Here is a 26,498-nt window from a genome sequence, read left to right as displayed (position 1 = left end):
CCAAGAATTTTCATCTTTCAATCAGGAGAAACACCCATGAGCATTACTCGTTACGGCACCGGCAGCACCGCCGGTGGCGGCCAGCCCCGTCCTTTTGCCCGCGCAGTCGAAGCCGATGGCTGGCTGCACGTGTCCGGCCAGGTGCCGGCGGTGGATGGCGAGATCATTGCGGGCGGCATCGTCGAGCAGACCCACCAGACCATGAAAAACCTGATCGCGATTCTTGAAGAGGCCGGTTATGGCCTGGAAGACGTGGTGCGCACCGGTGTGTGGCTGGAAGACCCGCGGGATTTCTGGAGTTTCAACAAGGTGTTTTCCGAGTACTTCAAAAGCGAGCACGCACCGGCCCGGGCCTGTGTGCAGGCGAGCATGATGGTGGATTGCAAGGTCGAGATCGACTGCATCGCCTACAAGAAAAAGGCCTGAACCGAGGTGCGCCCATCGCGGGCAAGCCCGCTCCCACAGGATTTTGTGTGTTGCCGCAGATTGCAGGGATACCATCGATCCTTGTGGGAGCGGGCTTGCCCGCGATGGCGGCCTGCTGGTCGCCACCGGATTCTGGATAAACTCCAGGCCACATTGTATGGGAACCTGAAGACATGACCGAAGACACCATCAAGCGCCGGGCGCGCGGTCTGGACCGGGCGTTCGATATCCTCGATTTCCTCAAGGAGATCGGCCAGCCCCTGCGCCCGAATGAAATCGCCAGTGGCATCGGTAGCCCGAAATCCACGGTCTACGAGCTGGTTGCCTCACTGCTCGAACGGCGCATTCTCGAGCCCGTGGGCAAGGACGGGCACGTCTACCTCGGGCGTCAGCTGTACTTCCTCGGGCAGGCGCATTTGCGTCATTTCGACCTGACTCGCGAAGCCGATCACGCCCTTCAGGAAATCGTCAGCCAAACCCATGAAACCGCACAGATGTGCCTGCTCAACGGGCGCAAATACACCGTGGCGCTGATGAAGGAGGGCGAGCGGCATTTCCGCATTTCCTCGGACATCGGCGAAAACGCACCGATCCCCTGGACCGCTTCCGGGCGCCTGCTGCTGGCGCACCTGAGCGATCAGGACATCGTCGACCTGATCGACCCTGACGACTTCGTCCTGCCCAATGGCGAGCGCTTGCCGCTGGAACAGTTTCTCCAGGAAATCCGTCAGGCCGGCATCGATGGATTCTTCTCCTTCGACAGCGTCGCCGACACCTTTACCCATTGCTTCGCCGCCCCGGTCAAAGACCCCGGCGGCGTGGCCATCGCGACCCTGTGCATCGTCGCCCCCCGGGCCGATGCCAGGAACAACTACAACGACTATCGCCGGGTGCTGATCGACAGCGCCAACAGCCTGGCCCGTCGCATCAACGAATAACCGTGGCTGCTCGCGGCCGCGAATGTGAGGAGTTCGACCATGTATTCTGCCAAACATACTGCCGCCGTGGAAAAGGGCTTTGCCCACACGGGTGCCAACCTGGTGCGCGACGTCAGCCTGCCGGCGCTGGTGCTGCATCGCGAGGCGCTGGAACACAACATTCGCTGGATGCAGGCATTTGTCAGCAACAGCGGCGCGGAACTGGCACCCCACGGTAAAACCAGCATGACGCCTGCGCTGTTCCGCCGCCAACTCGACGCCGGTGCCTGGGGCATTACGCTGGCCAGCGCCACCCAGACCCGTGCGGCTTACGCCCATGGCGTGCATCGGGTGTTGATGGCCAACCAGTTGGTCGGCACGCCGAACATGGCGCTGATCGCCGATCTGCTGGCGGACCCGACGTTCGACTTTTATTGCATGGTCGATCACCCGGACAACGTCGCTGATCTGGGCGCGTATTTCGCCTCCCGCGGCGTGCGCCTGAATGTGATGATCGAGTACGGCGTGGTCGGTGGTCGTTGTGGTTGCCGCAGCGAAGGGGAAGTGCTCGCGCTGGCCAAGGCCATTGCAGCGCAACCGGCCCTGGCGCTGACCGGGATCGAAGGTTACGAAGGGGTGATTCACGGTGATCATGCGGTGACTGGCATCCGCGAGTTCGCCGCCTCCCTGGTACGCCTGGCGGTGCAGCTGCAGGACAGCGGGGCGTTCGCCATCGCCAAGCCGATCATCACCGCCTCGGGTTCGGCCTGGTACGATTTGATCGCCGAATCCTTCGAAGCCCAGAATGCCGGCGGACGTTTCCTCAGCGTGCTGCGTCCCGGCAGCTATGTGGCTCACGACCACGGCATCTATAAAGAAGCGCAGTGCTGTGTGCTCGACCGTCGCAGCGACCTGCACGAAGGCTTGCGCCCGGCGCTGGAGGTCTGGGCGCATGTGCAGTCGTTGCCGGAGCCGGGGTTTGCGGTGATCGCCCTGGGCAAGCGCGACGTGGCCTACGACGCCGGCCTGCCGGTGCCGTTGCTGCGTTACAAGGCGGGTGCGGTGCCGGCGACGGGTGAAGATGTCAGTGCCTGCAAGGTGACGGCGGTGATGGATCAGCATGCCTTCATGACCGTGGCGCCGGGGATCGAGTTGCGCGTGGGGGACATCATTTCCTTTGGTACTTCCCATCCGTGCCTGACGTTCGACAAGTGGCGTATCGGGTGCCTGGTGGATGAGCAACTGAATGTCATCGAGACCCTGGAAACCTGTTTCTAAGGCTTGAGACCGCGGCGCGGCCATCGCGAGCAAGCTCGCTCCCACAGGGGGCGGTGGTGAACATAAATTTAATGTTCACCACCGTCCCCTGTGGGAGCGGGCTTGCCCGCGATGGCGGCCGACCAGACACCAACGAAACACCAGAGACCCCACAACAATGAACACCATCAACACCCTCGGCCCCCACACCCCGCGCATCGCCCTGATTGGCGAATGCATGATCGAGTTGCAGCAACGCGCCGACGGCAGCCTGCAACAGAGCTTCGGCGGCGACACCTTGAACACGGCGGTTTACCTGTCCCGGGAACTGGGCGAGGGCGGCACGGTGGATTACGTCACGGCCCTGGGCGACGACAGCTTCAGCGATGCCATGTGCCAGAGCTGGGCCGCCGAACACATCGGCCTGGGCATGGTCCAGCGCTTGCCCGGGCGCTTGCCCGGTCTGTATTGCATCCAGACCGATGCGGCCGGCGAGCGACGATTTCTCTACTGGCGCAATGAGGCGGCCGTTCGCGACTGCTTCACCACCCCGGCCGCCGCACCGATCCTGGCGGCGCTACCGGATTACGACGTGCTGTATTTCAGCGGCATCACCCTGGCGGTACTCGGTGCGCAGGGGCGGGAGAAGTTACTGGAAACCCTGATCGAGGCCCGGCAGCGCGATGCGCGGATCGTGTTCGACAACAACTACCGGCCACGCTTGTGGGCCTCGATCGAGGAGGTGCGCAGGGCCTATCGCAGCGTGTTGCCTTATGTCGACCTGGCATTGCTGACTGTCGATGATGAGCAGGCGTTGTTTGATGTTGCCGACTGCGCGGCGGTGTTTGCCGCCTACGAGCAGGTTGGCACGCCGGAAGTGGTGCTCAAGCGCGGTGCCGAGGCGTGTTTGATTCGCTGTGATGGCGAGTCGTTCGAAGTCCCGGCGCAGGTGGTCGAGCGGGTGGTGGATACCACGGCGGCGGGGGATTCGTTCAGTGCGGCGTATCTGGCCAGTCGGTTGAAGGGTGGCAGTCCGGTCGAGGCGGCCGAGGCCGGGCATCGGTTGGCGAGTCGGGTGATTCAGGTGTCGGGGGCACTCATTCCCCGGTAAATGGAGAATGGCCGATTGCTGCGCAATCGGAATCGCGGGCAAGCCCGCTCCCACAGGATTTGTGTGTTGATCACTAATATCATGTACGCCACAAACCTTGTGGGAGCGGGCTTGCCCGCGAAGGGGCCGCAAACTCAATCCCGATAAAACACCTGCACCAGGTGATAGCCAAACTTGCTCTTGATCGGCCCATGCACCACCCGCAGTGGCTTTTTGAAGATCACCGCGTCGATCACGCCAACCATCTGCCCGGGCCGCACCTCGCCCAGGTCGCCGCCGCGCTTGCCGGACGGGCAGGTGGAGTACTTCTTGGCCAGCACATCGAAGGCTTCACCCTTGGCGATGCGTTGTTTGAGCTGCTCGGCTTCTTCCGAGGTTTTCACCAGAATATGGCGGGCTTGAGCTTTCATTGGGGCAGGTACCTTGCAACGGTGGTGGCTATGTTGGTGGCTATGTTGATGCCAACGGGGGGGCGCGCGATTATGCCTCAACTCACTCGGGTTGACCGATCATCGTGCGAATCTTGTTGGCCAGCAGGTCGATGGAAAAGGGCTTGGCCACCATGTCCATGCCTTCTTCGAGGAAACCCTGGCGTTCGGCGGCTTTCTCCGCATAACCGGTCATGAACAGCACTTTGAGGTCGGGCCGGTGCTGACGGGCGATTTCCGCCAGTTGCCGTCCATTCATGCCCGGCAGCCCGACATCGGTCACCAGCAGATCGACCCGCAGGTCGGATTCGAGCAAAGGCAGGGCTGTCTTCGCGTCTTCGGCTTCATGGGCGTGATATCCCAGCTCGTTGAGCAGGTCGAGCACCAGCATGCGTACCGCCGGATCGTCTTCCACCAGCACCACGGTTTCACCGGCAATCGCCGCTGGCGCCTCGCTGGTGATCGGCGACAATGCAGGGTCCGGCACTGCGACGTACAGCCGCGGCAAGTACAGGCGAACACTGGTGCCCTGGCCCGGCAGGCTGAACAGGCTGACGTGGCCGCCTGATTGCTGGGCGAAACCGTAGATCATCGACAACCCGAGACCGGTGCCCTGGCCGATGGGCTTGGTGGTGAAGAACGGGTCGAAAGCCTTGGCCAGTACCGACGGCGACATGCCGGTACCGTTGTCGCTGACGGCGATCATCAGGTAATCCCCGACCTTGACCGGCTCCAGGGTGGTGATGTCACTGCCGTCGAAATAGACGTTGGCGGTTTCGATCAGCAATTGGCCGCCATCGGGCATCGCGTCCCGGGCGTTGATCACCAGGTTGAGCAGGGCGTTTTCCAATTGACTGACGTCGGTGCTGACCGGCCAGATGTCCTCGGCCAGTTGCAGTTTGAGCTCGATATGGTCGCCTTTGGTGCGGCTGAGCAGGTCTTCCAGGGAATGGATCAGCTCATTGGCGTTGAGCGGTTTGCGATCCAGTGACTGGCGCCGGGAAAACGCCAGGAGCCGATGGGTGAGGGCGGCGGCGCGGTGGGCCGAGGACACCGCCGCCTCGGTGAAACGGCCGATTTCCGTGGTGCGCCCGTCGGCGATGTAACGCTGCATCAGGTCGAGGCTGCCGATGATCCCGGTGAGCATGTTATTGAAGTCATGGGCGATGCCGCCGGTGAGCTGGCCGACCGCCTCCATCTTCTGCGCATGGCGCAACGCTTCTTCGGCGCGTTCGCGTTCGAACATCTCGTTGAGCAGATTTTCATTGGCTTCGGCCAGTTGCCGGGTGCGGGCGCTGACACGTTCTTCGAGGGTTTCGTTGAGATTGCGCAGGGCTTCTTCGGTCTGTTTGCGTTCGGTTTCGTCGATCACGAAGATGTAGAAGCCATTCACCGCGCCATCCGGTCCGTGGCGCGGCAGGTAATTCATCAACGCCTGGCGGATGCTGCCATCACGATGCGCGGCGCTGATGCTGAAGCAGCAGGCTTTACCCGACAGGGCTTCGGCGATGTACCCGGCGCGCAGGTTGTAGGCGTCTTCGCCCAGTACCTCGCGAATCGTGCGACCGTAGAGTTCCTGGGGCGTCAGGCCGTACCAGTCCAGATAGGCGGCGTTGTTCAGGCGAAAGCGCTCCTCGCTGTCGACGTAACTGATCAGGATCGGCATGGCGTTGATGATCAGTTGCAGCTCGGTCTGGCTCTGGCGCAAAGCCTGCTCGGTGAGTTTGCGTTCGGTCAGGTCCAGGGCGGCACCGAGGAAACGGATGGGCCGGCCATGGTGGTCCTTGTAGCAACGACCCCGGGCAAACACCCAGCGCAACTGACCGCCGGGCTGCAGCAGGCGATATTCCTCGGCGTATTCGGTGCCGTGGGTAATGGAGTGCTTGATGCCGCGGGTGACCATGGCGCGGTCTTCCGGGTGCACGGCATGCAGATAGTCACTGATGGGCAACTGGCTGGCGAGTAATGGGTCGACGCCATGCAACTGGGCAAAATGGGTGTCGGCAATGAAACGGTCTTCGCTGATGTCCCAGTCCCAGGTGCCGACGGCATCGGTGGCGGCCAGGGCCAATTGCAGGCGCTCCTCGGTTTCATGCTGGGCCTTGAGGCTGGCTGCCGAGCGCTGTTCCAGCTCGAGGGCGATGCGGCGGCGCTCGTTGGTTTCGATGGCGGTGACCAGAATCCCGGCGACTTGGGTACTCTCATCGCGAATGGGGCTGTAGGTCAGGTCCAGCCAGAAATCGGAATCATCGCCATCGCGCTGCAAGGTGAAGCGCTGTTCGCTGTAGGTCCGCACTTGTCCTTGTAGGACGGCTCTGTAAATCGGGTCGGTAAAGTCTTTGAGTTCTGGCCAGATCTGGTGCGTGGGTTGTCCGAAAGCGTGTGGATGCTTGCTGCCGGCCAGCAGGGCGAAGCCATCGTTGTAGATCTGTGTGAGTTGTGGCCCCCACAGCAACAGCATGGGCATTGGCGAGTGAATCACGATGTCCACGGCGGTGCGCAAGCTCTGCGGCCAGGTCATGGCAGGGCCCAGCGGAGTGCATGTCCAGTCCAGCCTGGCGATCAAGGCCTGGGCATCGCTGCCGGTCGGTGATGCGTTCATCAAATTGTCCTGCACTAAGTCGGTGTGGCGGCGTCTATTATCCTTGCACGGCGGTAGACGCTGGATGACCTGTCTTGGGTCATTTTTATTCATTGAATGCTTCGCGGATGCTTTTTGCCATGGAAATCGATGCGTTGTTGAAGGTCCTGGCCAACCAGGATGGCTCCGATTTATACCTGTCCACGGGCGCGCCACCGAGCGCGCGGTTCGATGGCGTGCTCAAACCCCTGGCCGATCAGCCGTTCAAACCCGGGGAAATCGCCGCCATTGCCGCGTCCATCATGGACGCCGAACAGCGCCTGGAGTTCGATCGGGAACTGGAGATGAACCTGGCGATCTCGTTGGCGGGTGTCGGGCGCTTTCGGGTCAATATTTTCAAGCAGCGTAATGATGTGTCGATCGTGGTGCGCAACGTCAAACTCGACATTCCGCGCTTCGAAGACCTCAAGTTGCCCTCGGTGTTGCTCGAGTCGGTGATGCTCAAACAGGGTCTGATGTTGTTCGTCGGGGCGACCGGCTCGGGCAAGTCGACCTCGCTGGCGGCACTGATCGACTATCGCAACCGCCACAGCAGCGGCCATATCATCACCATTGAAGATCCGGTCGAGTACATCCATCGGCACAAGAAGTCGATCATCAACCAGCGCGAGGTCGGCGTCGATACCCGCAGTTTTCATGCCGCGCTGAAAAATACCCTGCGCCAGGCACCGGACGTGGTGCTGATCGGCGAAATCCGCGACCGCGAAACCATGGAGCATGCGCTGGCGTTTGCCGATACCGGCCATCTGGTGATCTCGACGCTGCATGCGCACAACGCCAATCAGGCACTGGACCGGATCATCAATTTCTTCCCCGAAGAACGTCGCGCGCAACTGCTCAATGACCTGGGGAATAACCTCAAGGCCTTCGTTTCCCAGCGATTGGTACCTTCGCGCGACGGTCACCGCCGGGCCGCGGTGGAGGTGATGCTGGGCTCGCCGACGATCGGCGATCTGATCCGGCGCAACGAGTTTTCCGAGCTCAAGGGGATTATGGAAAAGTCGCAGGAGGCGGGGATGCAGACGTTCGACGGTGCGCTTTACGCATTGGTTGTCGAGGGGGCGATCGATGAGGAAGAGGCGCTCAAGCATGCGGATTCGGTGAACAACTTGCGATTACGCTTGAAGTTGCACGCCGAAGCGTCACCAGGGCCCCATGCACCGCCCGGTGAATGGGGACTGATGGACTGACGCATAACCCCTGTAGGAGCCGGCTTGCCGGCGAAGGGGCCCTCGAGTCTTGCACCAATCGTCAGACCGCTTTCGCTGGCAAGCCAGCTCCTACAGGGACTGACGCATAACCTGTAGGAGCCGGCTTGCCGGCGAAGGGGCCCTCGAGTCTTGCACCAATCGTCAGACCGCTTTCGCTGGCAAGCCAGCTCCTACAGGGACTGACGCATAACCTGTAGGAGCCGGCTTGCCGGCGAAGGGGCCCTTGAGTTTTGCACCAATCGTGAGGCCGCTTTCGCTGGCAAGCCAGCTCCTACAGGGACGGGTTTCAGTCGTTGAGTTCGGGGCGATTGCGGAATTGTTCCAGCGCCTCGGGATTGGCCAGGGCATCGGTGTTTTTCACCGGTTGCCCATGCACCACATTGCGCACGGCCAGCTCGACCACCTTGCCACTGATCGTCCGTGGAATGTCCGTCACCGCCACAATCTTCGCCGGCACATGCCGTGGCGTGGTGTTGGCGCGGATGACCTGGCGAATCTGCAGTTGCAGTGCATCGTCCAGTTCGACGTCGTCGCGCAAACGCACGAACAGTACCACCCGCACATCATCCTGCCACTGTTGACCGATGGCCACGCTGTCGAGCACTTGCGGGACTTTCTCCACCTGACGGTAGATTTCCGCCGTGCCAATGCGCACGCCGCCCGGGTTGAGCACCGCGTCCGAGCGCCCATGGATCAGCATCCCGCCGTGCGCCAGCTGTTCGGCGTAATCGCCCTGGGCCCAGACCCCGGGGAACAGACTGAAGTATGACGCGCGCAGCTTGTCCCCGGTGGGGTCATTCCACAAGCCGATGGGCATTGCCGGGAAGTGCCGGGTGCAGACCAGTTCGCCTTTTTCGCCAACGACGGGCGTACCGGCATCGTTCCAGACCTCGACGGCCATGCCCAGGCTCTTGCCCTGGATTTCCCCGCGACGAACCGGCAGCAGCGGATTGCCGTTGACGAAGCACGACACCACGTCGGTGCCACCGGACATCGACGCCAGGCACAGGTCGCGCTTGACGTCACGGTAAACGTAGTCGTAGCTCTGGGGCGACAGCGCGGAACCGGTGCACAGCAGGGTTTTCAGGCTGCCCAGATCATGGCTTTGCCGCGGCTTCACGCCATTGCTTTCCAGGGTCGCCAGGTACTTGGGGCTGGTGCCGAACACGCTGATGCGTTCGTCGTCGATCAGATCGACCAGACGCTCGGGCCCGGGATGAAAGGGTGAACCGTCATACAGCACCACGGCGCTGTCCACGGCCAGGGCCGAGACCAGCCAGTTCCACATCATCCAGCCGCAGGTGGTGTAGTAGAACAACCGGTCGCCGGGACCGAGATCGCAATGCAGCCCATGCTCCTTGACGTGTTGCAGCAGTACGCCGCCGGTGCTGTGGATGATGCATTTGGGAATGCCGGTGGTGCCGCTGGAATAAAGGATGTACAGCGGATGAGCGAAGGGCACCGGCACGAAATCCGGCTCGCCGCCAGGCGCGTAGAACTCATCCCAGAGCGTGACGTTAGCCTGGGTATGGAATGCTTCGATGCGCGCCTGCGGCCGTGCGTAAGGGACGACGACCAGCTGCTGCAGGGACGGCAATTGAGCGAGTATTTCGTTGATCTTGGCCGTCTGGTCGATCTCTTTGCCGGCGTAGCGGTAGCCGGCGCAAGTGATCAGCACTGTCGGCTCGATCTGGCCGAAACGATCGACCACCCCCTGGGTGCCGAAGTCCGGCGACGAACAGGACCAGATCGCCCCGAGGCTGGCGGTGGCGAGCATGGCCACCAGGGTTTGCCAGGTGTTCGGCATGCACGCGGCCACGCGGTCGCCGAGGCCGACACCACAGGCGATCAAACCGTTCTGGAAACCGGCGACGTGTTCCGCCAGTTCGGCCCAGGTCAACTGTTCACGCTGACCGTGTTCACCAATAGCGACCACCGCCACGGCATCGTCGCGACGCCGTAGCAGGTGTTCGGCGAAGTTCAGGGTGGCACCGGGAAACCACTGGGCACTGGGCATTTGCGCGCCTTCGACCAGCACGGCGTCGGGTTGGTCGTGAAAGCGGATGTCGAAGAAATCGACGATGGCCTGCCAGAAGTCGACCCGCCGCTCGATGGACCATTGATGCAAGGCGGGGTAGTCGGCGACGTCCAGGTTATGTCGTTGATTGATGAAACGCCGGAAGGCGTCCATGCGGGTCTTGCCGATGCGCTCGGCGCCGGGTTGCCAGAGGATGTCGGACATGGTTTGCCTCTTCTTGTTGGCGAGTGCTACGCACTCGATCGCGGCGGTGCGGCGATTCCGACAAGCCACGCTCCCACAGGTTGTGTGGTGGGTGTCGAATGTGGATTCGACACAAAACCTGTGGGAGCGTGGCTTGTCGGACCGCCGCACCGCCGCGAAGAACGATAACGCGGTCTAATGGCTGGTTACTGCGCCAACCACCCACCATCGATATTCCACGCCGCGCCCCGCACCTGGCTACCGGCTTCGCTGCACAGAAACAGCACCAGTTCACCCAGCTGCGGCGGTGTCACGAACTCTCCGGACGGCTGCTTCTCGGCCAGCAAATCATGCTGTGCCTGTTGCGGCTCGATCCCGGTCGCGATGCGGTCGTCGATCTGTTTTTGCACCAGCGGCGTCAACACCCAGCCGGGGCAGATGGCGTTGCACGTCACATTCGTCCGGGCCGTTTCCAGGCCGACCACCTTGGTCAAACCGATCACCCCATGCTTGGCCGCCACATACGCCGCCTTGCCCACCGAGCCGACCTGACCGTGCACCGAGGCGATGTTGATGATCCGCCCCCAGCCCTTGGCGCGCATGCCCGGCAGGCTCAAACGGGTGCCGTGGAACACCGACGAGAGGTTGATCGCAATGATCGAATCCCAGCGCTCCAACGGGAAATCTTCCACCGGCGCCACATGCTGGATGCCGGCGTTGTTGACCAGAATGTCCACGCCACCGAACTCGCGCTCGGCGTAGGCAATCATCTCGGCAATCTGTGCCGGGTCGCTGACGTCAGCCGGATGATGACCGACCTTGCCCCCGCTTTTGTTACTGATCTGCTCCACCTCGGCAATCACCTTGGAAGCATCGCCGAAACCGTTGAGGATCAGGTTGGCGCCGGCCTTGGCCAGGCTCAGGGCGATGCCCAGGCCGATGCCGCTGGTGGAACCGGTGACCAGTGCAGTCTTGCCCGAAAGAGTTGTCATGAAAACCTCACACAATGCCAGTGGCGTAGAAAGTACCGATCACCACAAAGACCGCCAGGGTCTTGATCAGCGTAATACAGAAAATGTCTTTGTAAGCTTCGCGGTGGGTCAGGCCGGTGACTGCCAGCAAGGTAATCACCGCGCCATTGTGCGGCAGGGTGTCCATGCCGCCGCTGGCCATTGCAGCGACCCGGTGCAGCACTTCCAGGGGAATGTCGGCCGCATGGGCCGCCGCGATGAAGTCATTGGCCATGGCCGCCAGGGCAATGCTCATGCCGCCCGAGGCCGAACCGGTGATGCCGGCCAGCAGGGTCACGGTGATCGCTTCATTGACCAGCGGGTTGGGAATGCTCTTGAGCCAGTCGGCCAGTACCAGGAAGCCCGGCAAGGAGGCGATCACCGCACCAAAGCCGTACTCCGACGCAGTGTTCATCGCCGCCAGCAACGAACCGCTGACCGCACTTCGACTGCCTTCGGCCAACTTGCCGCGAATCGCCTGGAAGCCGAACACCAGCACCATGATGATGCCGACCAGCAAGGCGGCCTGAACTGCCCAGATCGCGGTGAGTTTGGCGATTTCGGTGGTCACGGGCGCCGCCATGCCCGGCAGCGCGAGGCTATGGGTCTTGCCGTACCACTGCGGAATCCACTGGGTAAACAACAGGTTCATGATGCCGACGGCCAGCAGCGGCGACAGGGCGATCCATGGGTTTGGCAGCTTGATGTCGGCAGCGGTTTCCGGCTCGTTGCGCAGTTCGGTGCCATAGCCTTCACCGGCCCGCTGAGCCTTGTTGCGCTGGCGCTGCAGAAACAGCATGCCGGCGCAGACCACGAAAATCGAGCCGATCAGGCCCAGCCAGGGCGCGGCCCAGGCGGTGGTGTTGAAGAAGGTGCTGGGGATGATGTTCTGGATCTGCGGGGTGCCGGGCAGGGCGTCCATGGTGAACGAGAACGCGCCGAGGGCAATGGTCGCCGGGATCAGGCGCTTGGGAATATTGCTTTGGCGGAACATTTCGGCGGCAAACGGATAGACCGCAAACACCACCACAAACAGTGACACGCCGCCGTAAGTGAGCAACGCGCAGACCAGCACGATCACCAGCATCGCCTGGCGAGTGCCGAGCAGTCGAATCGCTGCCGCAACGATAGAGCGCGAGAAACCCGACAGTTCGATCAGCTTGCCGAACACTGCGCCCAGCAGGAATACCGGGAAGTACAGTTTGATGAAGCCGACCATTTTTTCCATGAACACCCCGGTGAAGGCAGGGGCGACGGCGGAAGGGTCGGTGAGCAGGACAGCGCCGAGGGCGGCAATCGGGGCAAAGAGGATAACGCTGTAGCCACGGTAGGCCGCGAGCATCAGCAGCGTGAGGGCTGCCAAGGCAATGATCACACTCATGGTGTGTCTCCTGGATTGTTATTTTTTTTGGGTGAAACGTTGTGAGGCAAGGCTATAGCGATATGTGTGCCAACATGCCAACTTGTTGAAATATAAGGATATTTATTTGTATTGGTGAAGTTGATGAGTTTTTTGTCTCTGTTTTGAGATTTTTGCTGAGGTAGAGGGCCTCTTCGCTGGCAAGCCAGCTCCTACACAGGGTGTGCGGTGTGCATGCGATTTCTGTAGGAGCCGGCTTGCTGGCGAAGAGCGCGCAGCGCTTCAATGGTGTGTCTATAAATAGAGATTTATGTCTCGTTATGGAGACTCTGCAATCCCCAGCGCCACCATTTTCTTGTATAACGTCGATCGCCCCAACCCCAGCCTGGACGCCGCTTCAATCACCTTGCCTCCGCATTGCGCCAGGGCCGACTCAATCAACTGCCGGTCAAACCGCGCCCGCGCCTCGCTGAAGGTCTCCTGGGCAACCGCCTCGAAGTTCAAGGGCGCCACACGCTCCACCGGCATGAGCGTACCGATCGCCGCGCGGATATCCGTGGCATTGAGCATCAGGTCATCACTGAGCAAGGCCGCCCGCTCCAGCACATTGCGCAGTTCGCGAATGTTTCCCGGCCAGGCATGTTGACCCAATAATTCAAGCGCCTCGCGGTTCAGTTCATGCTGACTGCGCAGTTCTTCCAGGATCGCTTCGCTGAGCGCCGGTAGATCGTCAAGGCGATTGCGCAAGGGCGGGACCTGAATCGGCAGCACATTGAGGCGATAATACAAATCGGCCCGGAACTCGCCGCGCCTGATCGCCGCTTCCAGATCAGTCGACGTGGCGGCAATCACCCGCACATCGCTCTGGATCACTTCGTTGGAGCCCACCGGCTCGAATTCCTTTTCCTGCAGCACCCGCAGCAACTTGCTTTGCAGGGGCAGCGGCATGTCGCCGATTTCATCGAGGAACAGCGTGCCGCCCTGGGCGATCTGCAATTTGCCGGCACGGCCCTTGCGGTCGGCACCGGTAAACGCGCCTGGCGCGGTGCCGAAGAACTCGGCCTCCAGCAGCGCCTCGGGAATCGCCGCGCTGTTGATGCTGACGAAGGCTTTGTGCGCGCGGGGCGAAGCACCGTGAATCGCCTGGGCCAGCAATTCCTTGCCGGTGCCGGTTTCACCAAGCAGCAACACCGGCGAATCGGCGCTGGCACTGCGCCGGGCGCGACGTTTGACTTCCAGGCTGGCGGCGCTGGTGCCGATGAAGTGGGCGAAGTTGTATTTGGTCTGCCGTGATCGCAGCAGCGAGCGCGTGGAAGCAAGCTCTTCCTGCATGCTCATGTAGCGCTTGAGCATCGGCGACAGGCTGCGCAATTCGTCGAACAGGGCAAAGCCGATGGCGCCGATCACCACGCCTGTATCGTCGTGAATCGGCAGGCGCATCACCACCAGCGGTTCCTTGGGGGTGTCCTGCATGTCGAGCAGAATCGGCCGGCCGCTGCGCACCACCTCACGCAGCAGGCTGCCGGGGATCACGCTTTCGCAGGCTTTGCCGATTGCCACTTGCGCCGACTCCAGGCCAAAGCGTCGGGCGTACCGCTCGTTCATCCAGACGATATTGGCGTCGCGATCGACGATCACCGTGCCTTCACTCGACTGCTCGATGATTTCGAACAATGAACGGATCGCCAGCAGGCGGACCTGTTGGTAATCCTTGAGGCTTTCGGTGGTGTTCATGGGTGTCATATCCAGAAAGTGTGGTGTCTGTGCCGGCCCCTTCGCGAGCAAGCCCGCTCCCACAGTTGATCTGTGTCGTTCACAAATCCCCTGTGGGAGCGGGCTTGCTCGCGAAGGCCGCGCCGCGGTTCAACGGCAAGCACCGGATTATGCCCACCCCAAATGCGCCGCCGCCAACAGCTCTTTGGTATAGGGATGCTGCGGCGAATCGAACACGTCGTGGCTGGCACCGCTTTCCACCACTTTGCCGTCCTTGATCACGATCATGTCGTGGGCCAGGGCGCGTACCACCGCCAGGTCGTGACTGATGAACAGGTACGTCAGCCCGTGCTTTTCCTGAAGCTGACGGAGCAGGGCGACCACTTGTTTTTGCACGGTGCGGTCCAGCGCCGAGGTCGGTTCGTCCAGCAGGATCAGCGCCGGTTTCAACACCAGCGCGCGGGCGATGGCGATGCGCTGGCGTTGCCCGCCGGAGAATTCGTGGGGGTAACGATCGCGGCTTTGCGGGTCGAGGCCGACTTCTTCCAGCGCCCGAATCACCTCGGCCTTGCATTCGTCCGCCGTCAATCGGCTATGCACTTCAAGGCCTTCACTGATGATCTGCGCCACCGACATTCGCGGGCTGAGGCTGCCGAAGGGGTCCTGGAACACCACCTGCATTTTCTTGCGCCACGGCCGCAGCTGTTTTTGCGACAAGCCGTCCAGCGCTTCACCCTGGAAGCGAATGCTGCCGTCGGAATCGAGCAGGCGCAAAATCGCCTGACCCAGGGTCGACTTGCCGGAACCGGATTCACCGACGATGCCCAGGGTCTTGCCGCGCTGGACATTCAGGCTGATGCCGTCCACCGCGTGCAAATACGTCTTGCGTTGGAACAGCCCGCCGCCGAGGGCGAACCGCACACACAGGTCGGCCACTTCCAGCACGTTCTCGCGTTCGTCCCGGGGCAGGGCTTCGCCTTCCGGCTCGGCGTTGAGCAGCACGCAGCTGTAGGGATGCTTCGGTTCGGTGAACAGCGTCTCGCAGGGCGCTTGCTCGACGATTTCGCCGGCCTTCATCACACACACACGTTGAGCGATGCTGCGCACCAGATTGAGGTCGTGGCTGATCAACAGCAGTGACATGCCGAGCCGCTTCTGCAGGGATTTGAGCAGCAGCAGGATCTTGCGCTGCACCGTCACGTCCAGCGCGGTGGTAGGTTCGTCGGCGATCAGCAACTCTGGCTCGCAGGCCAGGGCCATGGCAATCATCACCCGTTGGCGCTGGCCGCCGGACAATTGATGGGGATAAGCCTTGAGCCGCTCCTTGGGTTTCTGGATGCCCACCAGTTGCAGCAACTCGAGAATCCGCGCCTGCGCCGCTTTGCCGGTCAGCCCCTTGTGCAACAGCAGGGTTTCACCGATCTGTTTTTCGACGCTGTGCAGCGGGTTGAGCGACGACATCGGTTCCTGGAAGATCATCGCGATCCGGTTGCCGCGCAACTCGCGCAGTACCGTGGAGGAAGCGCCGAGCAGTTCCTTGCCGCGATAGCGAATGCTGCCCGAGGTGTCGGTGCCGGTCTCGGGAAGCAGTTGCAGGATCGAGTGCGCGGTCACCGACTTGCCGCAACCCGACTCGCCCACCAGGGCCAGGCACTCGCCGGGGCGGATATCCAGGCACAGGTTGCGCACCACGGTCTGGCCGCTGAAGGCCACGCTGAGGTCACGAATTTCGATCAGGTTATTACTCATATCAACGCCCTAATCATGACCGGGGATCAAAGGCGTCGCGCAACGCCTCGCCGATAAACACCAGTAGAGAAAGAATCAGTGCCAGGGTGAAAAACGCGGTCAGTCCCAGCCACGGCGCTTGCAGGTTCTGCTTGCCTTGACCGATCAACTCGCCCAGGGACGCACTGCCGGCCGGCATGCCGAAACCGAGGAAATCCAGGGCCGTGAGGGTCGAGATCGCCCCGGTCAGTATGAATGGCAGATAACTCAGGGTCGCATTCATCGCGTTCGGCAGGATGTGCCGCACGATGACCTTGCGGTCGCTCAGGCCCAGGGCTCGGGCGGCCTTGACGTATTCCAGGTTGCGCCCGCGCAGGAATTCGGCGCGCACCACGTCGACCAGGGCCAGCCAGGAAAACAGCGCCATGATCCCCAGCAACCACCAGAAATTCGGCTCGACGAACCCGGAGAGAATGATCAGCAGATACAGCACTGGCAACCCGGACCAGACCTCCAGCAGCCGCTGACCCAAGAGGTCGACCCAGCCGCCGTAATAGCCTTGCAGTGCGCCGGCCGCGATACCGATCAGGGCGCTGACCAAGGTCAGCATCAAGGCGAACAGGATCGACACCCGTGCGCCGAAAATCACCCGGGCCATCACGTCCCGGGCCTGGTCGTCAGTGCCCAGCCGGTTGACCTTCGACGGCGGGCTCGGTGCCGGTTTGTCCAGGTCATAGTTGGGCGTATCGTCACTGAACGGGATCGGCGGAAACAGCAGCCAGCCTCCGTCCTTCTTGATCAGGTTCTGCACATAGTCGCTGCGGTAATCCGCCTGGAACGGCAGTTGTCCGCCGAATTCCTGCTCGGTGTGGCGTTTGAAGGCGGGGAAGTACAGCGAACCCTGGTAACCCACCACCAGCGGTCTGTCGTTGGCGATCAGTTCGCCGCCGAGGGTGAGCAGGAACAGGCCGATAAACAGCCACAGCGACCACCAGCCACGACGGTTTTTCTTGAACCGTTCGAAGCGGCGACGGCCCAGCGGCGAGAGCTTGAACATCAGGCGTTCCTCGCGGCGAAGTCGATACGCGGGTCGACCAGGGTGTAGCACAGATCACCGACGATTTTTATCAGCAGGCCGAACAGGGTAAAGATGAACAGCGAGCCGAACACCACCGGATAGTCCCGAGACACCGCGGCTTCGTAACTCATGCGGCCCAGGCCATCGAGGGAGAAGATCACTTCGATCAGCAAGGAACCGGCGAAAAAAACGCTGATGAAGGCCTGGGGTATCCCCGACACCACCAGCAGCATGGCGTTGCGAAACACATGGCCGTACAGCACCCGTCGCTCGCTCATGCCCTTGGCGCGGGCGGTGACCACGTATTGGCGGGTGATTTCATTGAGGAAGGAGTTCTTGGTCAGGATGGTCAGGGTGGCGAAGCCGCCGATCACCAGTGACGTGACCGGCAACACCAGGTGCCAGAAGTAGTCGGCGATTTTGCCCAGAGTCGACAGCGACTCGAAGTTGTCCGAGACCAGGCCTCGCACCGGAAACCAGTTCAACGAAGTACCCCCGGCGAACACCACGATCAGGAACATCGCGAACAGGAACGCCGGCATGGCGTAGCCGATGACGATGGCGGTGCTGCTCCAGATATCGAAATGGCTGCCGTGATGCACGGCCTTGCGGATGCCCAGGGGAATCGACACCAGGTAGGTGATCAGCGTGGCCCAGAGCCCGAGGGAAATGGTCACCGGCATTTTTTCCAGGATCAGGTCGGTGACCGTGGCGCCGCGGAAGAAGCTCTTGCCGAAGTCCAGTTGCGCATAGCTCTTGAGCATCAGCCACAGGCGTTCCGGGGCCGGCTTGTCGAAGCCGTACTGTTTTTCGATCTCCTTGATCAGCTGCGGGTCGAGGCCTCGGCTGGCCCGGGAACCGCCATGGCTGATGGCGTCGCTGGAACCACCGCCGACACTGGCGCCGCCGATGCCTTGCAGGTGCGCGATCGCCTGTTCCACCGGGCCGCCCGGCGCGGCCTGGACGATGACGAAGTTGACCAGGAGAATGATCAACAGTGTCGGAATGATCAGCAGCAGGCGCCGCAGGATATAAGCCCACATCAGTGCGGCCCTCCGGGTGCGCCGCGCTTGATGAGTTCGGCCGTCATCTGCTGGTTGGTCAGGGGCGTGGAGCTCACTTCCCACCAGCTCTCGACGGCTTCGTCATTGCTGGCTTGCACGCTGGGAATGCCGAAGCGGTTCCACCATACGGTCGAACTGCCTGGCGGGTAATAGTTGGGAATCCAGTAGTAGTTCCATTGCAGTACCCGGTCCAGGGCATGGGCATGGCGCAACATGTCGGCCTGGGTGTTGGCGCGAACCAGGCCGTTGAGCAGCGTATCGACCGCCGGGTTCTTCAGCACCATGTAGTTGTTGGAACCCGGATCGTTGGCCGCCACCGAGCCGAAGTAGTTGTACAGCTCATTGCCCGGCGAGGTGGTGACCGGGTAGCCGGTCACGATCATGTCGTAGTCCCGGGACATCAGGCGATTGACGTACTGCGACGAGTCGATGCGGCGGATGTTCAGGTCGATGCCGATCTGTTTCAGCGTGCGTTTGTACGGCAGGAGCAAGCGGTCCATGCCGTTCTGGCTGACCAGGAAGGTAAAGCTCAGCGGCTTGCCTTCGGCGTTCACCAGTTGATCGCCATCGGGCGTCCAGCCTGCTGCTTCCAGCAACTCAAGGGCCTGCAACTGTTTGTCGCGAATGACGCCGCTGCCATCGGTTTTCGGTGCTTCGAAGACCTGGGTGAACACCTCATCCGGGATCTGTCCGCGAAGGGGCTCGAGAATCGCCAGCTCGGCGGCATCGGGCAGGTTGCGCGCGGCGAGGTCGGTGTTGGAGAAGAAGCTCTGCTGACGGATATACAGGTCGCGCATCATCTGCCGGTTGCTCCACTCGAAATCCCAGAGCATGGCCAGGGCCTGGCGAACGCGACGGTCCTGGAACAGCGGATTTTGCAGGTTGAACACAAAGCCTTGCGCCGATTGCGGGGCGTTTTGGGCCAGGTGGGCCTTTTGCAGGCGCCCGTCACTCAGCGCCGGGCTGTCGTAGCCGATCGAGTAACCGGTGGCGGAAAATTCACGGTTGTAGTCGTAGGCACCGCCACGCAGCACCTGGCGCGCCACGTCGGTATCGCCAAAATATTCGATGCTGAAATGGTCGAAATTGTACAGGCCGCGGCTGACCGGCAGGTCCTTGCCCCACCAGTCGGGGTTGCGCTTGAAGGTGATGCTGCGCCCGGAGTCGACCTTGGTGACCTGGTACGGACCGCTGCCCAGCGGTGGCTCGTATCCGCCGCCGCCGGCGAAGTCGCGGGTTTTCCACCAGTGCTCGGGAAACACCGGCAAGGTCGCGATATCCAGGGGCAGGGTGCGGTTTTCGTTGTTCTTGAAGTCGAAACGCACGGTGCGTGGCGACTCCACTTCGACGCCCTTGACGTCGGCGAATTGCGTGCGATAACGCAGGCTGCCCTGGGTCATCAGCAGCTCGAAGGTATAACGCACGTCTTCGGCGGTGATCGGCTGGCCATCGGCAAAACGGGCCTTGGGGTTGAGGTTGAAACGCAGGGACAGGCCGTCATCGGCGCGCTCCATCGTCTGCGCCACCAGGCCGTACACGGTGTAGGGTTCGTCCAGCGAGCGCTGGGCCAGGGGCGAATAGATCAAGCCGTCGATCTGAGTGACGCCGATGCCCTTGTCGATGTACGGCAGGGTATGGTCGAAATGGCCGATTTCGATTGCCGAACGACGCATCGTGCCGCCCTTGGGTGCTTGCAGGTTGGTGTAGGCAAAATGACTGAAGTCGGCCGGATACTTTGCCGGTTCGCCGTACACGGTCAGCGCATGTTGCGGTGTTGCATTCACCCCGGCAGCACCCGATAACAGGGCCAGGGCAGTGAACAACAAGGTTGGGAAAGCCAGTCGCATTGTCAGCCTTTGAGCCGGGTGGTCGATAACCGCAATTTGTACGCTAGCGGCGCGTCCCTCGCCAGCCGTATCACATGACCGAAACACAACGGCCCACCAAAAGGTGGGCCGTTATGTAGCAAACTGCGGATCGATCAGTCCTGACGACTGGTCACTTCCAGCAAGTGGTAACCGAACTGGGTCTTTACCGGGCCTTGCACCACGTTGATCGGTGCGCTGAAGACCACGGTGTCGAATTCCTTGACCATCTGGCCCGGACCGAACGAGCCCAGATCACCGCCTTGACGGCTGGACGGGCAAGTGGAGTTGGCTTTGGCGACTTCGGCGAAATCGGCGCCACCCTCGATTTGGGCCTTGAGTTCGTTGCACTTGGCTTCGCTGGCAACCAGGATGTGGCGGGCAGTGGCTTTAGCCATGGGAAATACTCCTTTCAATGTTCAGTAAAGTGGAGAGCCTACCGGATTCAGTGGCCTATTTCTTCCCAAAGTTCCCTCCGTGGCTGTCGGCAGTGGGGCATTCGTCACAGTCCGGCCTTTTTCAAGCGTTCGGCATGCTCTACATAGAGCTCGACCGGGTCGATGCCTCTACGGATCTGACCGGCCATCTGACTGATGCTGTCAAAGTGATCCAGCGGATAGTCGGAGCGGATCACGGTGCCCAGATGAGAACTGTAGCGCCCGACCAGCCCGTCGTTCTGCCTGGCTTCAGTAGTGAAATAACGGGAGAAGGCCCGACAACACCCGTGCAACGGGTCGAATGCATTGCGCCCCTGATCGAGGAGGCGCCCTTGCAGCGTGCCGCTCCAGGAGTAGTAGCGAACACCGTTGACCAGCTCATGGCCCTTGCCACCCCAGGTGTGCGGCAGCCCTTGGGGGTATTTTTTATTGAATAGGCCCACGCCCTCGGTGGTCAGCGCATTCAGCGCGGCAATGGCGTTTTTCGGCAGCTGGCGGTTGCCACTGAGTAACGATAGAAAGTCGGCGAACAAGGTGGCAACTGCCTCGGCGACCTGCTCTGACAGGCGCCCGGGTGTCAGGGCCTTGCGCAGGACGTCGGCCAGTTCCGAACCGTGATTCGGCCCGCTGACGGAGGTCACCGACGCGACGGCCCCGGGGGCAATCGCCGCCGCATAACGTGCGGCCAGCGCACCCTGGCTGTGACCGATGAGGTTGACCTTGTTCGCGCCGGTACCTTCCAGCACCCGCTCGATCTGCGCCAGAAGCTGGTCACCGCGTACTTCGTTGCTGTGGGTGGCCGACAGGTGTGGGACAAACACTCGGACGCCGGCGTTCCTGAGGGCTTGCTTGATGTCATGGAAGAGCTCGAACCGGCCGATGCGATCGAAACCGAAGAGCCCATGGACCAGCAGAATCGGGTAGCGAGTCGTTGCATTCCGTTGCATTGTTCATACCTTTTTCACAGGAGGTTGTGGGATGCTTGCGCCTCACTCTAAAACACTCCAGCGCGGGTGCGATGTATGAAAAAGCCGCGCTAGCCTGATGAAAACGGAATAGAAACAGTACGAAATCTCGAAGGGATATGAGGTCTTGGTCGGAAGGTCCGGACAGCCTTTCGCCGGAGGCAGTGCACAGGTGTGCAATGACCTGCCTCCGGAGTGTCATGTGTCTGTCAGTCGCGCTGGGCCCGCAACCGGATCGCCGCCTGGCGCAACACGTCTTCGGTCGCGGTCCAGCCGAGGCAGCCGTCGGTGACCGACACCCCGTACCGCAGTGACGGGCTCAACGCTTGGCAGCCTTCGAACAAATGGCTCTCGAGCATCATCCCGATCAGCGATCGATCCCCTTGCAGGTGTTGCTCAAGCACGTCGTTGAACACCGCCGGCTGCCGTAACGGGTCTTTGCCACTGTTGGCATGGCTGCAGTCGACCATGATCCGCGCCGGAATTTTCAGCCTGGTCAAATCGCTGTGCACCCGGGCGACGCTCTCACGGTCGTAGTTAGGACCGCGATGTCCGCCGCGCAGCACCAGGTGGGTGTCCTGGTTGCCAGGGGTCTGGATGATTGCAGGATGCCCCTGGCTGTCGACACCGAAATGACGATGGGGATGGGCGGCCGAGCGCATGGCGTCGCTGGCAACGGTCACGCCACCATCGGTGCCGTTCTTGAAACCGACCGGCACGCCCAGGCCGCTGGCCATTTCCCGGTGAATCTGCGACTCGGTGGTGCGGGCGCCGATCGCCACCCAGCTGAGCAGGTCGTCAAAATAGCCGGCGGCCATCGGTTGCAGCAGTTCGGTGGCAATCGGCAAGCCCAGCTGGAGCATGTCGCGCATCAACTCGCGAGACAGGGTCAGGCCACCCGCCATGTCGTCGCTGCCATCCAGGTGCGGATCGTAGGCCAGGCCTTTCCAGCCGACTGTGGTGCGCGGTTTTTCGACATAGGCGCGCATCACCAGGAGCATCTCATCGCTGACTTCAGTGGCCAGGCGAGCAAGGTTAGTGGCGTATTCGAGGGCAGACCGGGGATCGTGAATCGAACAAGGGCCGACGATGACCAGCAGGCGGGAGTCTTCGCCATCGAGGATCGCGCGAACCGCCTGGCGGTGGGCAGCGACTTGTTGGGTCAGGGCGTTGGTGAGCGGCAGTTGCTGCTTGAGTTGCAATGAGCTGGGCAGACGCAGGGTCAGCGCTTCATTGGCAGGGCTCAGGGTGGACAGCGGCAGAGCGGAGACGGACGAGTTCATGTTCAGGCTTCCTGGGCAGGTGGCGGGTTCGGTCCCGCGCACTCGGCCCTACTGGGGTGTTCGACAATTGGCCGGATTGGCTGCGTGTGTGTGCTTGCCACCTGTGGGTGACCGATCGGAGGCGGCAGGCTGTCCCGAGCGGAGGCTGCTAAATCGCCAGGCGGTAAAACTGTCGTAACGGTAATAAGTGGCGTAGTTCATGGTTGAAATCCTCGAGTTGTCGGTGTGTCGCTAAAAATGTGCAGGGTTGAAAAAAACAAAACCCCCGGTCGGGAGGCCGACCGGGGGTTGAGAATTCTCTGGTGGCGACCCGTTCAAAGTGGGCGCCGTGTGGGTATCAGGCGCGCCAGTGGCTAAACCAATACCCAAAATAAAAGCTGACCGAAGCACAGACGTCATTCACCCGTGCAGCCGCGACCGAGCGCAGGGCGCTGGTGGTCTGAAGCGGTGAGAGGGTGTTGAACATGGTCTGTCTCCGATGAATGCACCGAGCTTACTAGAGGCCGGCAGGCAGATTCAATCAAAAAATGCTATCGGTTGCCGATGGCGTGTTCTATCGCTTGAGTGCGTTGAAGGTTGTGACACACTTGAGGCCTGGACAAACCCCACGTCATCGAGTCGGCAGGATGCCGTGCAATCCTGGCGTCGGACCGCGTGGTCATTGCCCCGTGCAATGCAATGGCCGACAGAAGAAAACAGTAGCGGTCGCGGAGGCTTGATGGCACTGGAATTACGCCCGGCGACGCTCCGGGACCTCGACTTCGCTCGAAAGCTGACCTGCGACAACATGCTGCGCTATTACATTCAGCATCATCTGTTGTGGCTGGACGAAGGTTTCGATATCGGCTGGGCCGGGCGCGAGAACTGGTTGATCGTGGAGGGCGAGACCTTGCTCGGTTATGTCAGCCTGAGTCGGGACGCCAGGGACCTGTACATCCGTGAATTGCACGTCCTCGAAGCGTTCCAAGGGCAGGGCGCCGGCGCCTGGGTGATCGATCGGGTGCTGGCCATGGCGTGCCGGGAGCGACGCCGGGCGTTGCGTTTGACGGTTTTTCAAAACAATCCCGCGCGAGCTTTATATGAGAGAAAGGGACTGGCAGTCGTCGGCACGGACGGGTGTTTCCTGAGAATGCAGCGCGAGATCGATGGGGTGCATGGCTAAGACACGTATACGACAAGCCTTTCAAGAACTATTGATACTTTTTATATAGCGCGTGCCGCTAGGTCTGCCAGTCGCTTTTTGCTAAGGTGTCGAGCAACCCAATAAGACCATATCGCGAGGTGTCTGCTTGATTAGGGTGCTAGTAGTCGATGACCATGATCTCGTTCGTACAGGCATTACACGAATGCTGGCTGACATCGATGGCCTGCAAGTGGTCGGCCAGGCTGAATCAGGTGAAGAATCCCTGCTCAAGGCGCGTGAGTTGAAACCCGATGTGGTACTGATGGACGTCAAGATGCCGGGAATCGGCGGTCTTGAAGCCACGCGCAAATTATTGCGCAGTCATCCGGACATCAAGGTCGTCGCGGTCACCGTGTGCGAAGAAGATCCGTTTCCTACAAGGTTGTTGCAGGCCGGTGCCGCGGGTTACCTGACCAAGGGTGCCGGGTTGCCGGAAATGGTCCAGGCGATTCGCCTGGTGTTTGCCGGGCAACGCTACATCAGCCCGCAGATTGCCCAGCAACTGGCGATCAAGTCGTTCCAGCCGACCAACGATTCACCCTTCGATGCGCTGTCGGAACGGGAAATCCAGATCGCGCTGATGATTGTCGGCTGTCAGAAAGTCCAGATCATTTCCGACAAGCTGTGCCTGTCGCCAAAAACCGTGAATACCTACCGTTACCGCATTTTCGAAAAGCTTTCGATCAGCAGTGATGTCGAGTTGACGCTGTTGGCGGTTCGTCACGGCATGGTCGATGCCAGCCTCTGAAAATGACTGAAGCCTTTGATCCAGGTGCCTTTCTGTCGACAGTCAGTGGGCGCCCCGGTGTGTATCGCATGTTCGACAGCGATGCGCGCCTGCTCTACGTCGGCAAGGCCAAGAACCTCAAGAGTCGTCTGTCGAGCTACTTTCGCAAGTCCGGGCTCGCCCCCAAGACCGCGGCCCTGGTGGCGCGTATCGCCCAGGTCGAAACGACGATCACGGCCAATGAAACCGAAGCCCTGTTGCTTGAGCAGACGCTGATCAAGGAGTGGCGGCCGCCCTACAACATTCTGCTGCGCGACGACAAATCCTACCCCTACGTCTTTCTCTCGGATGGCGCGTTCCCGCGCCTGAGCATCCATCGCGGGGCGAAGAAGGCCAAGGGTAAGTACTTTGGTCCTTATCCCAGCGCCGGGGCGATTCGCGAAAGCCTGAGCCTGCTGCAGAAGACCTTTTTCGTACGCCAGTGCGAAGACAGCTATTACAAGAACCGCACGCGACCGTGCCTGCAATACCAGATCAAACGCTGCAAGGCACCCTGCGTCGGCCTGGTGGAGCCCGAGGTATACGCCGAAGACGTACGGCACTCGGTGATGTTCCTCGAGGGGCGCAGCAATGCGTTGGCGGACGAATTGTCCGTCGCCATGGAGGAGGCGGCGATCAACCTCGAATTCGAGCGTGCCGCCGAGTTGCGCGACCAGATCTCGTTGCTGCGCCGGGTCCAGGATCAGCAGAGCATGGAAGGCGGTACGGGCGATGTCGACGTGATCGCGGCGTTCGTCAATCCGGGCGGTGCCTGCGTGCACTTGATCAGCGTACGCGGCGGGCGAGTGCTGGGGAGCAAGAACTTCTTCCCGCAGGTGGGTATTGAAGAAGACGTAGCTGAAGTCATGGCGGCGTTTCTCGGCCAGTACTACGTCAGCAGCCCCGAACGCGACTTGCCGAGCGAGCTGATCGTCAATGTGGTTCACGAAGACTTCCCGACCCTGATCGCGGCCATCGACAAGCTGCGCGGTCGCGAACTGACCATCAGTCACAGGGTCCGTGGTACCCGGGCACGCTGGCAGCAATTGGCGGTCACCAATGCCGACCAGGCCCTGGGCGCACGACTGGCCAACCGGCAACATGTTGCAGCACGTTTCGATGCCTTGGCCGAAGTGCTGAACCTGGACGAGCCACCGCAGCGTCTGGAGTGTTACGACATCAGTCACTCCAGCGGCGAAGCGACGGTGGCCTCCTGCGTGGTGTTCGGCCCGGAAGGCCCGATCAAGTCCGACTACCGACGCTACAACATCGAAGGCGTCACCCCCGGCGATGACTATGCCGCGATGCACCAGGCCCTGACCCGACGCTTCAGCAAGCTGAAGGACGGGGAGGGCAAGCTGCCGGACATTCTGTTGGTGGACGGCGGCAAGGGCCAGCTGTCCATGGCCCGGGACGTGCTCAATGAACTGGCGGTGCCCGACCTGATCCTGCTGGGCGTGGCCAAGGGCGCAACACGTAAAGCCGGATTCGAAATTTTGTACCTGAATGATGCCGCCCACGAATTCACCTTGCGCGGCGATTCCCCCGCGCTGCATTTGATCCAGCAGATACGCGACGAAGCCCACCGTTTCGCAATCACCGGGCACCGTGCCCGTCGCGGCAAAACCCGCCGTACGTCTACACTTGAGGGCGTCGCGGGCGTCGGTCCGACACGTCGGCGCGATTTGTTGAAACATTTTGGTGGATTGCAGGAGCTGTCTCGTGCCAGCATCGAAGAGATCGCCAAAGCACCCGGGATCAGTAAAAAGCTCGCAGAGTTGATTTATGCAAATCTGCACAGCGAGTAGAATGCCACCTCACCTCGTAGCCAGTT

At 61.3% G+C, this 26,498-nt stretch carries 22 protein-coding genes; 8 read left to right on the top strand and 14 right to left on the bottom strand.

Features of this window, described 5'->3' with window-relative positions:
* Nucleotides 1-36: 36 nt before the first annotated feature.
* From ACA062_RS18285 to ACA062_RS18270, 4 genes are all read left to right on the top strand, one after another.
* A complete protein-coding gene (locus ACA062_RS18285; protein WP_497452356.1) occupies nucleotides 37-426 on the top strand; it encodes a RidA family protein in 390 nt (129 codons plus the stop codon).
* A gap of 173 nt (nucleotides 427-599) precedes the next feature.
* The gene (locus ACA062_RS18280) at nucleotides 600-1,364 is read left to right on the top strand and encodes an IclR family transcriptional regulator (RefSeq protein ID WP_497452355.1); all 765 of its coding nucleotides are present in this window, start codon (nucleotides 600-602) and stop codon (nucleotides 1,362-1,364) included.
* Between the two features lie 39 nt (nucleotides 1,365-1,403).
* Nucleotides 1,404-2,621: an amino acid deaminase gene (locus ACA062_RS18275; protein ID WP_497452354.1), complete on the top strand. Its 1,218-nt coding sequence runs from the start codon at nucleotides 1,404-1,406 to the stop codon at nucleotides 2,619-2,621.
* Between the two features lie 157 nt (nucleotides 2,622-2,778).
* Entirely contained in the window at nucleotides 2,779-3,711 is a 933-nt protein-coding gene (locus ACA062_RS18270; RefSeq protein ID WP_497452353.1) for a sugar kinase, read from the top strand.
* Nucleotides 3,712-3,845: 134 nt separating this feature from the next.
* On the opposite strand, the gene ACA062_RS18265 is transcribed toward ACA062_RS18270, so the two are convergent.
* Complete coding sequence (locus tag ACA062_RS18265) at nucleotides 3,846-4,121, bottom strand: peptidylprolyl isomerase (RefSeq protein WP_007898282.1); 276 nt, start codon at nucleotides 4,119-4,121, stop codon at nucleotides 3,846-3,848.
* Between the two features lie 82 nt (nucleotides 4,122-4,203).
* Nucleotides 4,204-6,741, bottom strand: coding sequence for a PAS domain-containing hybrid sensor histidine kinase/response regulator (locus tag ACA062_RS18260; RefSeq protein ID WP_497452352.1), 2,538 nt, complete (start codon nucleotides 6,739-6,741; stop codon nucleotides 4,204-4,206).
* A gap of 119 nt (nucleotides 6,742-6,860) precedes the next feature.
* On the opposite strand from ACA062_RS18260, the gene ACA062_RS18255 reads away from it, so the two are divergent.
* Nucleotides 6,861-7,970 (top strand): PilT/PilU family type 4a pilus ATPase, encoded by a 1,110-nt coding sequence (locus tag ACA062_RS18255; RefSeq protein WP_497452351.1) that lies wholly within the window; start codon nucleotides 6,861-6,863, stop codon nucleotides 7,968-7,970.
* A 307-nt stretch (nucleotides 7,971-8,277) separates the two neighbouring features.
* On the opposite strand, the gene ACA062_RS18250 is transcribed toward ACA062_RS18255, so the two are convergent.
* The 12 genes from ACA062_RS18250 to ACA062_RS18195 form a co-directional block, all read right to left on the bottom strand.
* Entirely contained in the window at nucleotides 8,278-10,233 is a 1,956-nt protein-coding gene (locus tag ACA062_RS18250; protein ID WP_497452350.1) for an acetoacetate--CoA ligase, read from the bottom strand.
* A gap of 185 nt (nucleotides 10,234-10,418) precedes the next feature.
* On the bottom strand, nucleotides 10,419-11,204 hold the full coding sequence (locus tag ACA062_RS18245; protein WP_497452349.1) for a 3-hydroxybutyrate dehydrogenase: 786 nt from the start codon (nucleotides 11,202-11,204) through the stop codon (nucleotides 10,419-10,421).
* 7 nt (nucleotides 11,205-11,211) lie between these two features.
* Nucleotides 11,212-12,603 (bottom strand): GntP family permease, encoded by a 1,392-nt coding sequence (locus tag ACA062_RS18240; RefSeq protein ID WP_497452348.1) that lies wholly within the window; start codon nucleotides 12,601-12,603, stop codon nucleotides 11,212-11,214.
* Nucleotides 12,604-12,900: 297 nt separating this feature from the next.
* Nucleotides 12,901-14,316: a sigma-54 interaction domain-containing protein gene (locus ACA062_RS18235; protein ID WP_497452347.1), complete on the bottom strand. Its 1,416-nt coding sequence runs from the start codon at nucleotides 14,314-14,316 to the stop codon at nucleotides 12,901-12,903.
* 147 nt (nucleotides 14,317-14,463) lie between these two features.
* Nucleotides 14,464-16,044: an ABC transporter ATP-binding protein gene (locus tag ACA062_RS18230; protein ID WP_497452346.1), complete on the bottom strand. Its 1,581-nt coding sequence runs from the start codon at nucleotides 16,042-16,044 to the stop codon at nucleotides 14,464-14,466.
* Nucleotides 16,045-16,057: 13 nt separating this feature from the next.
* Nucleotides 16,058-17,080 (bottom strand): ABC transporter permease, encoded by a 1,023-nt coding sequence (locus ACA062_RS18225; RefSeq protein ID WP_497452345.1) that lies wholly within the window; start codon nucleotides 17,078-17,080, stop codon nucleotides 16,058-16,060.
* The gene (locus ACA062_RS18220) at nucleotides 17,080-18,144 is read right to left on the bottom strand and encodes a microcin C ABC transporter permease YejB (RefSeq protein WP_497452344.1); all 1,065 of its coding nucleotides are present in this window, start codon (nucleotides 18,142-18,144) and stop codon (nucleotides 17,080-17,082) included. The genes ACA062_RS18225 and ACA062_RS18220 overlap by 1 nt, the downstream gene beginning before the upstream one ends.
* Nucleotides 18,144-20,012 carry an extracellular solute-binding protein gene (locus ACA062_RS18215; RefSeq protein WP_497452343.1) on the bottom strand — a complete coding sequence of 623 codons (1,869 nt, stop codon included), beginning with the start codon at nucleotides 20,010-20,012 and terminating at the stop codon, nucleotides 18,144-18,146. Before ACA062_RS18215 ends, ACA062_RS18220 begins: the two co-directional genes overlap by 1 nt.
* A 134-nt stretch (nucleotides 20,013-20,146) precedes the next feature.
* Nucleotides 20,147-20,428, bottom strand: coding sequence for a peptidylprolyl isomerase (locus ACA062_RS18210; protein ID WP_008150918.1), 282 nt, complete (start codon nucleotides 20,426-20,428; stop codon nucleotides 20,147-20,149).
* Nucleotides 20,429-20,532: 104 nt separating this feature from the next.
* Nucleotides 20,533-21,414 (bottom strand): lipase family alpha/beta hydrolase, encoded by an 882-nt coding sequence (locus tag ACA062_RS18205; protein WP_497452342.1) that lies wholly within the window; start codon nucleotides 21,412-21,414, stop codon nucleotides 20,533-20,535.
* Between the two features lie 227 nt (nucleotides 21,415-21,641).
* A complete protein-coding gene (locus tag ACA062_RS18200; protein ID WP_497452341.1) occupies nucleotides 21,642-22,715 on the bottom strand; it encodes a 3-deoxy-7-phosphoheptulonate synthase in 1,074 nt (357 codons plus the stop codon).
* 337 nt (nucleotides 22,716-23,052) lie between these two features.
* Entirely contained in the window at nucleotides 23,053-23,181 is a 129-nt protein-coding gene (locus ACA062_RS18195) for a hypothetical protein (RefSeq protein ID WP_497452340.1), read from the bottom strand.
* 252 nt (nucleotides 23,182-23,433) lie between these two features.
* Here ACA062_RS18195 and ACA062_RS18190 point away from each other — a divergent pair, with 252 nt between their 5' ends.
* From ACA062_RS18190 to uvrC, 3 genes are all read left to right on the top strand, one after another.
* On the top strand, nucleotides 23,434-23,877 hold the full coding sequence (locus tag ACA062_RS18190) for a GNAT family N-acetyltransferase (protein WP_497452339.1): 444 nt from the start codon (nucleotides 23,434-23,436) through the stop codon (nucleotides 23,875-23,877).
* A 127-nt stretch (nucleotides 23,878-24,004) separates the two neighbouring features.
* On the top strand, nucleotides 24,005-24,646 hold the full coding sequence (gacA, locus tag ACA062_RS18185) for a response regulator transcription factor GacA (protein ID WP_008015884.1): 642 nt from the start codon (nucleotides 24,005-24,007) through the stop codon (nucleotides 24,644-24,646).
* Nucleotides 24,647-24,648: 2 nt separating this feature from the next.
* A complete protein-coding gene (gene uvrC, locus ACA062_RS18180) occupies nucleotides 24,649-26,472 on the top strand; it encodes an excinuclease ABC subunit UvrC (RefSeq protein WP_497452338.1) in 1,824 nt (607 codons plus the stop codon).
* Nucleotides 26,473-26,498: the final 26 nt, after the last annotated feature.

It is taken from the genome of Pseudomonas sp. LBUM1679 (genome assembly GCF_059695565.1).
The sequence above is the reverse complement of the archived record's forward strand: the minus strand, read 5'-3'. Positions and strand labels throughout refer to the sequence as shown.

Bases quoted from the DNA above. Each gene is read 5' to 3' on its own strand.
- ACA062_RS18280 (WP_497452355.1), top strand. From the start codon at position 600: ATGACCGAAGACACCATCAAGCGCCGGGCGCGCGGTCTGGACCGGGCG.
- ACA062_RS18270 (WP_497452353.1), top strand. From the start codon at position 2,779: ATGAACACCATCAACACCCTCGGCCCCCACACCCCGCGCATCGCCCTG.
- ACA062_RS18285 (WP_497452356.1), top strand. From the start codon at position 37: ATGAGCATTACTCGTTACGGCACCGGCAGCACCGCCGGTGGCGGCCAG.
- ACA062_RS18250 (WP_497452350.1), bottom strand. From the start codon at position 10,233: ATGTCCGACATCCTCTGGCAACCCGGCGCCGAGCGCATCGGCAAGACC.
- ACA062_RS18240 (WP_497452348.1), bottom strand. From the start codon at position 12,603: ATGAGTGTGATCATTGCCTTGGCAGCCCTCACGCTGCTGATGCTCGCG.
- ACA062_RS18260 (WP_497452352.1), bottom strand. From the start codon at position 6,741: ATGAACGCATCACCGACCGGCAGCGATGCCCAGGCCTTGATCGCCAGG.
- ACA062_RS18255 (WP_497452351.1), top strand. From the start codon at position 6,861: ATGGAAATCGATGCGTTGTTGAAGGTCCTGGCCAACCAGGATGGCTCC.
- ACA062_RS18195 (WP_497452340.1), bottom strand. From the start codon at position 23,181: ATGTTCAACACCCTCTCACCGCTTCAGACCACCAGCGCCCTGCGCTCG.
- uvrC (WP_497452338.1), top strand. From the start codon at position 24,649: ATGACTGAAGCCTTTGATCCAGGTGCCTTTCTGTCGACAGTCAGTGGG.
- ACA062_RS18275 (WP_497452354.1), top strand. From the start codon at position 1,404: ATGTATTCTGCCAAACATACTGCCGCCGTGGAAAAGGGCTTTGCCCAC.
- ACA062_RS18235 (WP_497452347.1), bottom strand. From the start codon at position 14,316: ATGAACACCACCGAAAGCCTCAAGGATTACCAACAGGTCCGCCTGCTG.
- ACA062_RS18265 (WP_007898282.1), bottom strand. From the start codon at position 4,121: ATGAAAGCTCAAGCCCGCCATATTCTGGTGAAAACCTCGGAAGAAGCC.
- ACA062_RS18200 (WP_497452341.1), bottom strand. From the start codon at position 22,715: ATGAACTCGTCCGTCTCCGCTCTGCCGCTGTCCACCCTGAGCCCTGCC.
- ACA062_RS18245 (WP_497452349.1), bottom strand. From the start codon at position 11,204: ATGACAACTCTTTCGGGCAAGACTGCACTGGTCACCGGTTCCACCAGC.
- ACA062_RS18225 (WP_497452345.1), bottom strand. From the start codon at position 17,080: ATGTTCAAGCTCTCGCCGCTGGGCCGTCGCCGCTTCGAACGGTTCAAG.
- ACA062_RS18230 (WP_497452346.1), bottom strand. From the start codon at position 16,044: ATGAGTAATAACCTGATCGAAATTCGTGACCTCAGCGTGGCCTTCAGC.
- ACA062_RS18190 (WP_497452339.1), top strand. From the start codon at position 23,434: ATGGCACTGGAATTACGCCCGGCGACGCTCCGGGACCTCGACTTCGCT.
- ACA062_RS18205 (WP_497452342.1), bottom strand. From the start codon at position 21,414: ATGCAACGGAATGCAACGACTCGCTACCCGATTCTGCTGGTCCATGGG.
- ACA062_RS18220 (WP_497452344.1), bottom strand. From the start codon at position 18,144: ATGTGGGCTTATATCCTGCGGCGCCTGCTGCTGATCATTCCGACACTG.
- ACA062_RS18210 (WP_008150918.1), bottom strand. From the start codon at position 20,428: ATGGCTAAAGCCACTGCCCGCCACATCCTGGTTGCCAGCGAAGCCAAG.
- ACA062_RS18215 (WP_497452343.1), bottom strand. From the start codon at position 20,012: ATGCGACTGGCTTTCCCAACCTTGTTGTTCACTGCCCTGGCCCTGTTA.